The 12,509-nt window shown below is 74.7% G+C and carries 9 protein-coding genes and 2 pseudogenes; 5 read left to right on the top strand and 6 right to left on the bottom strand.

The window, feature by feature from the left end; genetic code table 11:
* A pseudogene (locus tag AB0947_RS42235) lies at positions 1-122 on the top strand (alpha/beta hydrolase); the annotation flags it as partial.
* Positions 123-227: 105 nt separating this feature from the next.
* Here AB0947_RS42235 and AB0947_RS42230 read toward each other — a convergent pair.
* Positions 228-656 carry a hypothetical protein gene (locus tag AB0947_RS42230; protein ID WP_366755670.1) on the bottom strand — a complete coding sequence of 143 codons (429 nt, stop codon included), beginning with the start codon at positions 654-656 and terminating at the stop codon, positions 228-230.
* A 120-nt stretch (positions 657-776) separates the two neighbouring features.
* Here AB0947_RS42230 and AB0947_RS42225 point away from each other — a divergent pair, with 120 nt between their 5' ends.
* Positions 777-1,316, top strand: coding sequence for an ABATE domain-containing protein (locus AB0947_RS42225; RefSeq protein WP_366755669.1), 540 nt, complete (start codon positions 777-779; stop codon positions 1,314-1,316).
* Positions 1,317-1,392: 76 nt separating this feature from the next.
* Here the strand turns inward: AB0947_RS42225 and AB0947_RS42220 are convergent, their stop codons facing one another.
* Both AB0947_RS42220 and AB0947_RS42215 read right to left on the bottom strand, forming a co-directional pair.
* Positions 1,393-1,866: a DNA starvation/stationary phase protection protein gene (locus tag AB0947_RS42220; protein ID WP_366755668.1), complete on the bottom strand. Its 474-nt coding sequence runs from the start codon at positions 1,864-1,866 to the stop codon at positions 1,393-1,395.
* Between the two features lie 183 nt (positions 1,867-2,049).
* On the bottom strand, positions 2,050-2,625 hold the full coding sequence (locus AB0947_RS42215) for a TetR/AcrR family transcriptional regulator (protein ID WP_366755667.1): 576 nt from the start codon (positions 2,623-2,625) through the stop codon (positions 2,050-2,052).
* 213 nt (positions 2,626-2,838) lie between these two features.
* Between AB0947_RS42215 and AB0947_RS42210 the strand changes: the two genes are divergently transcribed.
* The gene (locus AB0947_RS42210) at positions 2,839-3,276 is read left to right on the top strand and encodes a hypothetical protein (RefSeq protein WP_366755666.1); all 438 of its coding nucleotides are present in this window, start codon (positions 2,839-2,841) and stop codon (positions 3,274-3,276) included.
* A gap of 161 nt (positions 3,277-3,437) precedes the next feature.
* Complete coding sequence (locus tag AB0947_RS42205) at positions 3,438-6,275, top strand: LuxR family transcriptional regulator (protein ID WP_366755665.1); 2,838 nt, start codon at positions 3,438-3,440, stop codon at positions 6,273-6,275.
* A 19-nt stretch (positions 6,276-6,294) separates the two neighbouring features.
* Here AB0947_RS42205 and AB0947_RS42200 read toward each other — a convergent pair whose 3' ends face one another.
* Positions 6,295-9,126, bottom strand: coding sequence for an AAA family ATPase (locus AB0947_RS42200; RefSeq protein WP_366755664.1), 2,832 nt, complete (start codon positions 9,124-9,126; stop codon positions 6,295-6,297).
* A gap of 434 nt (positions 9,127-9,560) precedes the next feature.
* A complete protein-coding gene (locus AB0947_RS42195) occupies positions 9,561-11,804 on the bottom strand; it encodes a helix-turn-helix domain-containing protein (protein WP_366755663.1) in 2,244 nt (747 codons plus the stop codon).
* A gap of 271 nt (positions 11,805-12,075) precedes the next feature.
* On the opposite strand from AB0947_RS42195, the gene AB0947_RS42190 reads away from it, so the two are divergent.
* Positions 12,076-12,363, top strand: coding sequence for a hypothetical protein (locus AB0947_RS42190; protein WP_366755662.1), 288 nt, complete (start codon positions 12,076-12,078; stop codon positions 12,361-12,363).
* Positions 12,364-12,390: 27 nt separating this feature from the next.
* On the opposite strand, the pseudogene AB0947_RS42185 reads toward AB0947_RS42190, so the two are convergent.
* Positions 12,391-12,509 (bottom strand): annotated as a pseudogene (locus AB0947_RS42185) (alpha/beta hydrolase); the annotation flags it as partial.

Here is a 12,509-nt window from a genome sequence, read left to right as displayed (position 1 = left end):
AGGAACTCCACCGCATCCCCGGCGCCAGCCACGTCGACCTCTACGACAAGAAGCAGTACATCGACCCCGCCATCGACAAACTCACCGACTTCTTCACCACCCACCTCACCACCACCGACTGAGCCGGGGCCGGTTCACATGCCGAAGGGGCCGACAGCGCGCGCTGTCGGCCCCTTCGGCATGCGGACCGCCGTTCCCTCCGGGTCTTTCCGGGGCCCGCAGGCGGCTCACTGCGCCCGCAGGGGGCCCGAGAAGGACTTGCGCAGGGACGACGGGGCGGCGAGGGGGAGGAGCGAGGCGAGCATCTTGCCCTTGAAGGTGCTCGGCTGCCGTGTCAGCTCGACGTCGACCCGGGTGCCGTCGCCCTCGGGGGTCATCCGGAAGACCCAGCCGCCGCCGGCTCCGAAGAGCTTGGAGTCGAGGGTGGTGATGGTGACCGTGTCGCCGTCCGGCTCCCACTCGTAGCGTGCGCGCTCCCAGGCGGCGGCGGTGCCTTCGGTGACCTCGGCCCAGGTGTCGCCGAGGCCGTGGACCTCGAAGTGTCCGGCGTCGATCGTGGGCCAGGCCTGGGCCCGGGACGGTCCGAAGTCGGTCAGTACGTGCAGCACGTCCTTGGGGCTGAGCGTGGAGACGAGATGGAACCGTACGACTGCCATGGGGTGTCCTCACTGGGAAGTAACTGGTCTGACCGGTGACGAGAGATTCCCATGGCACGCGTCACCTGTCAAGGTGGTTACTCTGGAAGGGTGTCCACTTCCCTGTGTCAGGAGGACCATGTGAGACATGTGTTTCCGTGCGGAACGCTCACCCTCGACTTCGTGGGCACCCTGCAGGAGCGGCGTGCGACGGTTCCGATCGAGCGGATCGGCGCACCCGGGCTGCTCGACTCCTGGTTCGTGGAGTCCGGGCTGCTCGACGAGCGGCCCGTCTCCGACCACGCGGACCTGCGTGCGGCCCTGGAACTGCGGGAGGCGATCTACCTGCTGGTGCGGGCGCGGCTCGACGGCGACGCCCTTCCCGCCGGCGCGGTCACCGCGGTGAACCGGCGGGCGGCCGGAGTGCCGGTGGCCCTGTGGCTGGGGCCCGGCGGCACGAGCCGCCGCGGCACGGCCGCCCAGGCCCTGGCCGACCTGGCGCGCGAGGCGGTCGAGATCGTCGCGGGCCGGGACGCCGCGCTGCTGCGCGAGTGCGGGCGCCCCGAATGCACACAGGTCTACCTCGACCGCTCCCGGGGCCGCCGGAGGGAATGGTGTGCGATGTGGACCTGCGGGAACCGCGTCAAGGCGGCCGCCCTGCGGGCACGCCGCCGGCAGTGACGGTCCCGCGCCCGGGGCGGGCACGCACACGTGTGCTGCGGGACGGCCCCGCGCGGGGGACCGTCCCCGTGCCTCCTCAGCCCCGGTTCTCGGCCTGGAACATCCAGCTCTGCTTCTCCAGGTCCGCGGTCAGGCCGATCAGCAGGTCCTGGGTCACCGCGTCCGCCGGGCCGGTCTCCTCGACGCGCTCCCGCACCCGTCCGATGACGGCGGCGAACGCCCGCACCAGGGCCTCGATCGCGTCGACGTCCTTCGTCCAGCCCGGCGCGAAGGCGGGCACCCCGCTGGTGGCGGTGATGGTGGCGGCCCGGCCGTCCGGGCTGACGCCCAGCGCGGCGGCGCGTTCGGCCACCACGTCGGCGTGGTCGCGTGCGGTGGTGACCACCTCGTCGAGCTGGAGGTGGATGGAACGGAAGCGCGGCCCGTACACGTTCCAGTGGGCCTGCTTGGCCACCAGGGACAGGTCGAGCAGGTCGACCAGGGTCGCCTGAAGCGCGCGTCCCGCGATCTCGCGCTCCTTGTCCGGCAGTGGGCTGTCGATGATCGTCATTGGGTGTGCGGTCCCTTTCCTCGCGGTCGCCGGTCTCCTGCTGATTGTCGAGGCCACGGGCCTGCCGGGGATCAGTCGTTTGACTGCCGCCCGGCGACGACGGCAACCCAGGAACGGCTGCGCAAGCCGGTTCGGGGGACTGAAGGGACCGGCCGCGGCCACATGACCGACGGGCGCGCGGACTCAGTCGAGGACCCGCAGCGCCACGGCCACGGCCGGCTCCAGGAACGCCCGGTCGGCCCGCGCCTGGCTCATGACGTGCAGGCCCTGGATGAACGTGGTGAGGAAGCGGGCCACTTCCACCGGACTGCGCTCACCGGACAGTTCCCCGCGTACCCGGGCGCGTTCGAGCGCCTCGGTCAGCACGGCCTCGATGGCGGTCATGGCCGTACCGGCCTGCTCCACGGTGCCGTCGTGCGCCGCGCGTTCGACGATCGCGTTGACCAGCAGACAGCCGCGTTCCGGTTCGGCGGCGTCGGCCGTCACCATCGCGAGCAGCAGCCGCCGCAAGACCGTGCGGATGTCGCCCCCCGCCCGCACCTCCCGGTCCAGCGCCGCCACCAGATCGTCGCAGTAACGCCGTAACGCCTGGGCGTACAGGCCGTCCTTCGAACCGAAGGCGGCGTACAGGCTGCCGCTGCCGATACCCAGCAGCTCTGTCAGCCGTGGCATCGGCGTGGCGCGGTAGCCCTGCCTCCAGAACAGGGCCATGGCCTGTTCCACTGCCGCGTCGGTGTCGAATCCACGGGGACGTGCCACACCGAGATCCTTTCGTCGGTTGCCTCGGCACCGACCCTGACAGGTGCGGCCATCCGCAGCACCAGTCGATCGACTGCATACGTGACACGCGGGGCACCTCCGTGCGCACGCCTGGACCCCGACGTTCCATATCGATCCGGGCAGGGACATGTTCCGCCGGGTGCTGTGCGGTTAGCCTCGGAGCCATTGACGGCAAACGGCCCGAGGACCGACATGCAGCTGCACCTGAACCCCCCACTGGAGCCTGCCGACGCGCCCCGGCACGCCGCAGCCATCGTCGCGGCCGCGGCCGACATCAGCGGTGCCGAGCTGGACTACAGTCCGGAGAGCATCTGCCTGGTGGAGGACATCGTCGACGGTTTCCGGGCCGAAGGAGTGACCGGCGAGGACATGGCGGAATCCCTCGTCGCCTTCGGCTGCTACGTCGGCGAGATCCTGACGCGTCACAACGGCGGGGCCTGGCGGCACGCCCCGGCGGCCGCCCGCCCCGAGGCCGTCCCCATCGTCGTGGAGCTGCCCGACGCACGGGAGTGCCACCCGATCGACTGGGTCTTCGGCCGTCTGGAGTTCGGAACCGACGTCAGTATCCGCGACCTGTACACGGCGGCGGGCGCGGAAAGCACGTTCCCGGACGAGTGGACGTGTGAGTGAGCACGCCGTCCCGGTTCCGGCACACGTGCGTGATGCGGTGAGAGTGTGAACGGACAGCCATGCGGAGGGGCGGTGAACGCGCGTGCGGGAGGTGGGCACGCGCGGGGAAGGACGGCCGCGGACACACCCGCGGCGCACCGGGGGATTCTGGGAGGCACGGGATGAGCGCGCACATCGGCTCGGACGACGTCGGGCCGGACGGCACCGGCCTGCTCGGCCGGGAGCGGGAACGGGACATGGTGGCCGCACTGCTGACGGCCCTGCCCCGCGGCGAGGGGCGGGTGCTCCACCTGAGCGGCGCTCCGGGCACCGGCAAGTCCGCCGTCGTCCGCTTCGCCGCGGCGGCGGCCGACCGCCAGGGCATACGTGTGCTGTCGACGGCGTGGGCACCCGGCGAACGCGGACTGCCGCACGCCGCGCTGCACCGCCTCCTGCGCCCCGCCCTGCCCGGGATCACCGACCTGCCGGCCCGCGAACGAGGCGTCCTGGACGCCGCGTTCGGCGGTGGCGTGGCCGCGCCGGGTACGGGCGTACCGGATGCGCCGGGCGCCCCTGACCCGGCCGCGCCGGCCCCCTCCCAGCTGGCCGCAGCGGTGATGCGGCTGCTGACCGTGGCACCGACGCCGGTGCTGCTGTGCGTGGACGACCTCGACCGGCTCGACGACGCCAGCCGCGACACCCTGCGCGCTCTGGCCCGGCTCTGCGGCGGCACACCGGTGGGCCTGATCGTCGCCGAGCGGTCGGCCCACGACGCCGGGCCGGTTCCCCATGCGGTCACGGTGAGGCTCGGAAGCCTCCCCCCTCCCCTGGCCCGCGCGCTCGTCACCCGCGCCGGCCGGGCCACCGGGTACGCCGAGGAGCAGCTCGTCCTCGCCGTGGCGCGGGGCAATCCGCTCGCCCTGACGGAGCTCTCCCTGGACGGCGGCCATCTGGGCGACGCGGCGGGCTTCGGCATGCTCCCGGCGACCTCCCGACTGGCCGAGGCGTACGCCGCGGACGTGGAGGGGCTGTCGGCACCGGCCCGCACCGTGCTGCTCACCGCCGCGCTGAGCGCCTCACCGGTCACCCGGGACGTCCTGCGCGCGAGCACCCTGCTGCTGGGCAGCGGGCAGGCGGCCAGCGCCGGGTTCGCCGAGACGCTCGCCCGCGGACTCGTCGCCGAGTCGGCCGGAGCCGCCGGGGCCGTGGACCTCGAGGAGGAGGACGCCGAGGAGAACCGGCGGCTGTCCTTCCCCGAGCCGCTGCTCCGTCCGGCCGTGCTGCACCGGGAGTCGGCGGCCCGGCGCCTGGCCGCTCACCACGCGCTCGGACGCAGCCTCACCAGCCCTCCCCACGCCGCCTGGCACACGGCCCAGTGCGTGCCCGGCCCCGACGAGGAACTCGCGCGGCGGCTGGAGGCGCTGGCGGCCGGCGCCCGTCCGGGCACCGGCGTCCTCGTGGCCCTGGCCGCCCTGGAACGCGCCGCCCGTCTCTCCCCGGACCCGGAACGCAGGGCGGCCCGGCTGCTGCGCGCCGCCGAACTCGCCTGCGACCACGGTCTGACGGACCAGGCGCTCCGGCACGCCCGCCAGATCGACCCGAGTGAGCTGGGGACGTACGGACGTGCCCTGCTGCTGTGGGTGCACGATCTGCTGCCGGGCAACAGCGCGGTCGGCCGGGAGCGGATCGCCGAACTGTGCGAGGCGGCGCGCGCCGTAGCCCCGCAGGATTCCGCGCTCGCGCAGAAACTGCTGTACGCGGCGGCACGCAGGTGCTGGTGGCAGCAGGCCGGTCCGGGCGAACGCCGCATGGTCCTGCGGGCGTTCGAGGAACTGCGGTCCGGGCCCCGGGACACACGGGACATCGCCGTCATGGCGCTGACCGCCCCCCTCTCACCGCTGCGTGCGCAGCCGTCGCACCCCGCCCCGGTCCCGGCCCACGGTGACGAGCAGCATCTGGCCGGACAGGTCGCTCAGCTCGTTTCCGACCTCGACCGGGCGGCGCCGCTGCTGGAGGGGGCGGAGGCCGTCTTCCGCGCCGGCGGCCGGTACGGGCGGCTGCCGCAGCTCCTCGTACCGAGGGCGATGGGCCAGATCTGGCTCGGCGCCCAGTGGCACACTGCCCAGGCGCTGGCCGAGGAAGGCCGGATGATCGCCGGCCGGACGGGGCAGCCCGACTGGGTGGCGAGGGCCACCGGCACGCTGGGCATCATCGCGGCCCTGCGGGGGCAGCACGACAAGGCACTGGAGTACGCCGCGGAGGTCGAGGAGGCGTCCCTGCGCCTCGGTCAGAACCGGCAACTGAACGTGGCCGCGCTCGCCCGCGCCCTCGCCGCCTCCGGCACGGGCCGGTACGTCGAGGCCTACGCCAGGCTGCGCTCCCTGTTCACCGGCCCGGCGGCGCCGTACGCCTTCGAGCAGGTCTGGGGGCTCGCCTTCCTGGCCGAGGCGGCGCTGCCCGCCGGGGAGCAGGCCGACGCCAGGACCGTCGTCGAGGAGGTCACGGCCCTGACCGAGGCGGGGCGCGCGCCCTTGTCGCAAGGGATCCTGGCGTACGCCGACGCGGTCCTCGCCCCGGACGACGAGGCGGAGGATCGCTACCGCCGGGCGCTGCGGCCGGGAGCCGGCGTCTGGCCCCTGCTGCACGGCATGACCCAGTTCGGCTACGGAGCCTGGCTCAGGCGCCGGCGCCGCGTGACCGAATCCCGCACGCCCCTGGCCACCGCCGAGTCCGTCCTGCGAACCCTGGGAGCCCAGGCCCGCGCGGAGCAGGCGGCGTCCGAGCTGAGGGCGACCGGCCGGGCCGCGGACGGGCACTCCCCCACGGACGACATCGCCCGCGTGCTGTCGCCGCAGCAGCTCACCATCGCCCGCCTGGCCGCCCGGGGCCTGACCAACCGGGCCATCGGGGAGCAGCTGCGCCTGTCGCCCCGTACGGTCGCCTCGCACCTGTACCAGATCTTCCCCAAGCTGGGCGTCTCCTCCCGCGCCCAGCTCGCCGCGAGGATCGGCTCCGGCTGACGGGCGGCCCCGGCCGCCATCAGGCCGCGTGGAGGTCCCGCAGCACGTCGGTGAGCTGGGCCCGTGCCGTCACACCCAGCCGGGGGAAGATGCGGTAGAGGTACGCGCCGATGGTCCGCGGCGCGAGGCCGAGCTGTTCGCCGACCTCACGGTTGGACAGTCCGCGGCCGGCGAGTTCGGCGATCCGCAGCTCCTGCGGGGTGAGCAGATCGCGGGCCGCGACCGGCCGGGACGCGCCCGGGGCGGCGCCGTCCGCCCGCTCCCCGGAGGCCCGCAGCTCCCCGGCGATCCGCGCGAGGCGCGCCTCGGCACCCAGCATGGTGTACCCGGCCGCCGCCTGGCGCAGGGCCGCGCGGGAGTCGGCGAACTGCCGCCGGCGCCGCAGCCGCCTGCCCTGGGCCAGCCGCAGCGGCGCTTCGAGGCACGGCCAGCGGGACAGGTCCTCGGCGAAGGCTCGCCCGGACGGCGGCGGGGCGTCCTGGGCGTCATGAACGTACTGGCCGCCCAGGTCGTCCTGGTCGTCCGCGAGGACGGCGCGTGCCACCGCGAGCCGGAGGGCGATCACCGGGGGGCACTCGGCGCCCAGCTCCGCCTCGATCCGGTCGAGGGCCGCGCGCGCCTCCTCGGAGGCGTTCTCGGCCTCGGCGGCCTCCGCGAAGGGGACCAGGGCGGACAGGGCCGCCGGGCGGCTGCGCGGGTCCGCCAGGAGGGATGACAACGTTGGCCAGGCGGCCCCGTACTCGCCCGCCTCCACCAGGGCGCAGGCCGTGCCGACCGCGAGCACCGCGTCGATCGAACGCACCGAGCGCCGGGCCGCCTCCAGGTCCGCGGCACCGCCCGGACGTACCGTGCCACCGGTGCGCAGACCTCGTACGAGGTCCTCCAGGAGGCGGGCGGCCGCCGCGTGGTGGTGCCGGCCGTACGCCTCGGCGAGTTCCGCGCACCGCCGGAACGCGTGGCCGCCCTGGCCCCGGTCGCCCATGGACAGGTGCGCCAGCCCCTGCCACAGCAGCACCCGGGGCAGCTGGTCGGACAGGTCGTGGAAGCGGTGGCGGCGCTCCGCCTGCCGGTACAGGTCCAGCGCCCGCAGCGGGTCGCCCGCCAGCAGCGCGGCCTCACCCAGGCGTTCGAGGTCGCGTACGGGCACGTCCGCCAGGTGCCGGACGGCGGACACGCCCGCGAGGACGGTCGCGGCACGGCGCACCGGGCCGGCCGTGGCCATGGCCTGCAGCAGCCGGGGGTCGTCCGAGGCGTCCGGCATCCCGTCGAGGAAGGCCAGCAGCGCCTCGGCGCGCGCGTCGTCGCCCGCGACCGAGGGCGCCGTGATCCGGGCCAGCTCCAGCGCGTTCTCCTGCTCGTCGGCACCGGCCGGCACGGGCCAGGCGGCGGGGTCGGCCGGCCGCTGCCCGCCGTTCCCGGTCCCGGCCAGGGCCTCGGCGCACAGCCTGCCCAGGGGGCCCAGCGGGTGGCGAAGCGCCCGGTGCGCCATCGTCCGCGTCATGCGCTCCAGGCCGAGGACGTGGGCGAGCTGGGCGGCCCTGAGCGCGAGGCGGCCCCGGTCGGCGGGCAGCGGGTGCAGGTCGGACGCCCGCCGCAGCAGCCGGACGGCCATGAGGGGCTCGCACTGCTCCAGCGCCTGGGCGTGCACCGCCTCCAGGCGGCCGGCCAGCTCCGGGTCGCACTCCTGGACCGCCTGCGACCGGTGCCACAGCATCTGCACCGAGCCGGGCGCGAGGACGGCCGCCAGGGCCGCGTGCGCGGCACGGCAGCGCCGCGGGTCGGTGCCGTGGACCACCGCACCCGGCGTCGCGGGGTGGCCGAAGTGCAGCCGCATGCCGTCGAACGTCACGAGGCCCGCCCGTTCCGCGGGCTCCAGCGCGGTGAAGTCCAGCTCCGCGCCCCCGGTCAGCGACGCCGCGGACAGCAGCAGCGGGAGGTCTCCCGCCGGGTACAGCGCCGCGACCAGCAACAGGTCCCGCGTCCCGGAGGGCAGGCCTGCGGCGCCCGGCGCCAGGGCGGAGGCCAGCCGGTCGGACGAGGCGGGCACGCAAGGGGTCGAGTCCTCGGCGCCGGCCGGGAGTTCCAGCAGCGCCAGGGGGTTGCCGGCCGCGGTCGCCAGCAGCTCGCGCACGGCCTGCGCGTCCAGGCCCGGACGCCGCGCCGCCAGCAGCCGTGCGGACTCGGCCGGGCCGAGCGGGCCGAGCGGCAGCCGGGGCAGGCCGGCCAGATCGGCCGGAAGCGTGCGGTGCGGGCGGGAGGTCATCAGCAGCGCCAGCGGATGGCCGACGGTCCGCCGGGCGACGAAGGCCAGCACGTCCCTGCTGGGGGAGTCCAGCGCGTCCCAGTCGTCGACGGCGACCAGAAGGGGCTGCCCGGCACGGCTGACCGATTCCAGAACCTGGAGGACGGCGAAGGGCAGCCACGACGGCCCGCCCGGCGCCGGAGCGCCGTCGACCAGGACCCTCTCCAGGGCATCGAGCGGCCCGGCGGCCGGCGACCCGTGCGGGTCCGCCAGGACCGGCCAGAGGATCTGGAGCAGGCCGGACAGGTCGGGCGGGTTGCCGCCCCGGATGCCGGTGCAGCGCAGGACGCGCATGCCGGTGGCCGCCGCCGCCTGGACGGTGGCCTCCAGCAGCGCCGATTTGCCGGCACCGGCGTGCCCGCACACCACCCGCGCCGCCCCGTGGACCCTCGCCTCGCGCAGGAAGCCCTCCAGCGCCCGCAGTTCCGGGTCGCGGCCGACGAGCCCCGGGCCGCCCGACGGCGCCCCGCGCCGGGGGGTGACGAGTGACAGCGCGGGCTGTGCCTCTTCGACCGTGATGAGAGGGGAGAGCCTGGTCTGCGCGTTCATCGTGCCCCCTGTTCGTGCGAGCGCTCCCGCCCGTCCACGGAGCGCTCTCGTGCCTGCTCCCATCCCACTGGAGCGCAGGCCGCGGAACCAGGCAGTTGGCATGCAGCTTGCCCCGCCGGGGGACGGCCGCCCGGACAGCGGGCATGCGGCGGCGTCCCTTCGGGCGGCGGGGACACGGGGGGTACGACGTACGGGGGCGGGCCGCGTGGGCGCGGCCCGGCTCGCGCAGGTACCGCTCCCGCGTCAAACCCCGCCCGCCGTCCGCCGTCCGCCGCCCGCCACCGGCGGTACCGGCCCGGTCAGGTCTGCCCGGTGGGCCCGGTGGGGCCGGTGGGCGGGTCGGGCGCCTCCAAGGCATCCGCGTAGGCGCTGCCCGGCTCCCGCACGTACCGCTCCCACGTCAAACCCGCCCGCCGCCCGCGGTACCGGCCCGCTCAGGTCTCGGACGCCTCCACGGCGTCCGCGTTGGCGCGCATCCGCTCCGCGCGCGGACTGTGGATCGCGCTCAGCAGGTCGGCCGCCCGCAGCCAGCTCTCCCGGGCGCCCGCACGGTCACCGGCCTCCTGTTGCGCGGTCGCGAGGTGGTCGAGCACCTCGGCCTGGTTGTAGCCGTCGAAGCCCTCACCGTACAGCCGCAGCGACTCCCGGTAGTCCGCCATGGCGGCGTCGAGGTCGCCGAGGCGCTGCCGGGCGTAGCCCATGGTGTCCCGGGCGGCGGCCTCGATACGGACGTTGCCGTGCCGCCGCAGCAGCGGTACCGCCTCCGCGCACAGGGCGATCGTCTCCTCGTACCGGCCGAGGAGGGCGAGATACCAGCCGACCGCGTTCATCTCGCGGGCCACGGTGCCCTCGTCCCCCAGGGAGCGGTAGATCTCCAGCGCCCTGCGGGCATGGTGCAGGGCCTCGGTGTGGCGCTTCTGCCGGCCCCGCACCCAGCCGATGCTCCGCTCGATGGCCGCGCGGTCCACCGGGTCCAGCCGGTCCAGCAGCCCGAGCAGCAACTCGACCTGCCGGTCGGCCTCGTCGGCCTGGCCCGTCTCCGCCAGCGCGCGGGCGAGATCCGCGGAGTTCCGCGCGATGGCGGCCGGCTCGTCCAGCTGCACGGCGGCGTCCAGGCCGATGCGCTTGGTCTCGATCTCCTCCGTCCAGCGGCCCGTGACGGAGTAGTAGGTCACCCAGTCCTGCGTGAGGTTCATGCGGAACCGCAGCAGCCGCGGATCCTCCAGGGAACGCAGCGCCGCCGCGACCGTCGACTCCTCCTGACGGAACCAGACCAGCGCCTCCTCGCGGGTGTCGAGAAGGACGCGCACCGCCCCTTCGGCCGGCGGGCCGATCGACGTGGAGGCGGCGCGCCCCAGCAGCCGGTTGGCCCAGTGGGCGTTGTAGCGCAGGTAGTCCAGCAGCCGGGTCTCGGCGCCGAGCCGGTCGTCCCCTTCCCGTTCGACGAGTTCGGCGCCGTAGGCCCGCACCAGGTCGTGGAGCACGTACAGTCCCTCGGCGTCCCGGGACAGCAGGTTCGCCGAGATCAGCTCCCGCAGGTGCCGCCGGGCCGCCGCCGTACCGACGCCCGCGAGCGAGGCGGCGGCCTCCGCCGACACCGACGGTCCCGGGCACAGGGCCAGGTACCGGAAGAACCGCGCGGTCCCGGGCGTCAGGGCCCGGTACGACCACGAGAACACGGCACGGACGTCGACGCGCCGGTCACCGCTGGACAGGGCGTCCAGCCGTGGCCGGGACTCCCTCAGTTCGCGCGCCAACGGTCCCAGCGGAACCTGCGGCGACGCGCTCACCTGCGCGCCCACGATCGCCACCGCCAGCGGCAGGTACCCGCACAGTTCCACCAGCTCCGCCGCCGCGCGGGGCTCGGCCCGGCAGCGCTCCTCGCCGATCCTGGCCGCCAGCGCGGCCAGCGCCTCCTCGCGCGACCACACGTCCAGACCGACCAGCGTGGCGCCCTCGGTCACGGCCAGGCCGGACAGCTGACTGCGCGAGGTGATGATCGTCAGGCACCCCGGCGAAGCCGGCAACAGCGGCCTGACCTGCTCCTCGTCGCGCGCGTTGTCGAGTACGACGATCAGCCGCCGGGACGCCGCCCGCTCGCGGAACAACGCCGCCCGCTCCTCGGTGCCGCGCGGTACCGAGGAGCTGGGCACGCCGAGCACGTCGAGGAACCCGGCGAGGGCCGTGCCGGGGTCCAGGGGTTGTCCCGAGTCCTCGAAGCCGCGCAGGTTCACGTACAGCTGGCCGTCCGGGAAGCGGTCCGCCACCTGGTGGGCCCAGTGCACCGCGAGCGTCGTCTTGCCGACCCCCGCCATGCCGCCGATCGCGGAGATGACGACATGTGCTCCCCAGCGCCCGGCGACATGTGTGCTGAGCCGCTGGACCGCCGTGAGCGCCTCCGTCCGGCCGCGGAACGTCGCGAGGTCCGGCGGCAACTGCCGCGGGATCTTCTCCGTACGCCGCGTCGCCGCCTCGACGAAGCGCCGCCGCTCGTCCTCGTCGAGTTCCAGGGCGTCCATCAGCTCGCTGAGCGTCGCCTGCCGTGGCAGGCTCTGCCCCCGTTCCATGTCGCTGATGGCCCGCACACTCACGCCGGACGCCTCGGCCAGGCTCTCCAGCGTCAGCAGCGCACGCTGCCGCGCCGCACGCAGCAGCCGGCCGAACTCCGCCTTGTCCATCCCCACCCCCCAGTTCTGGAATGGTCATTAAAGCAAGACGCGGGATCGAGCCACCACGCTGTCCACGGCTGGAGACGGACACACTCGTCACAGGTCGGCACGTATGACCGCGACGCACGTCACGACGACAGTCATGTGACGCATGCCGGGACCGGCGCGTCCTGTGAACACTTAGGGAGTCAATGACCCGGCCATCGTCGACCAGCCGCAATACAAGGCCGCGCCGAACGGCTCATCGTGGCCCTCACGTATTGCCCGAAGGGCGTTTCTCATGGTCACCAGGACTGTCTGGCTCGTAGGGTTCGCGTTCCGCTCCGACCAGGGCCGACTGGTTCAGCACTTCTACGTCGTGCCGGAGGCGGCCGACGCCGCGGCCGCCCGGGAGAGCGCCCTGCGCAGGGCCCGCGTCGCCCGGGAACGCGCCCTGCGCGGCGGACGGGACGTCGAGGAGGCCACCGCCGAGACGCGCCGGCTCTTCCGCGACGGCCTCGGCGTCTGGCGCCTGGGCGGCCGGGGGCCTTCCCCCGACGAGCCGTCCGGGTTGCCGGCCGCCGCGTGATCCCGGCCGGCCGCCTTTGCCGCCTATTCAGTTGGTGGTGAGGTGGGTGGTGAAGTAGTCGGTGAGTTTGTCGATGGCGGGGTCGATGTACTGCTTCTTGTCGTAGAGGTCGACGTGGCTGGCGCCGGGGATGCGGTGGAGTTCCC

This window comes from Streptomyces sp. NPDC047841 (assembly GCF_040704085.1).
GTDB lineage: Bacteria > Actinomycetota > Actinomycetes > Streptomycetales > Streptomycetaceae > Streptomyces > Streptomyces argyrophylli.
Note: the sequence above shows the minus strand (reverse complement) of the source record. Positions and strands in the feature narration are given on the sequence as shown.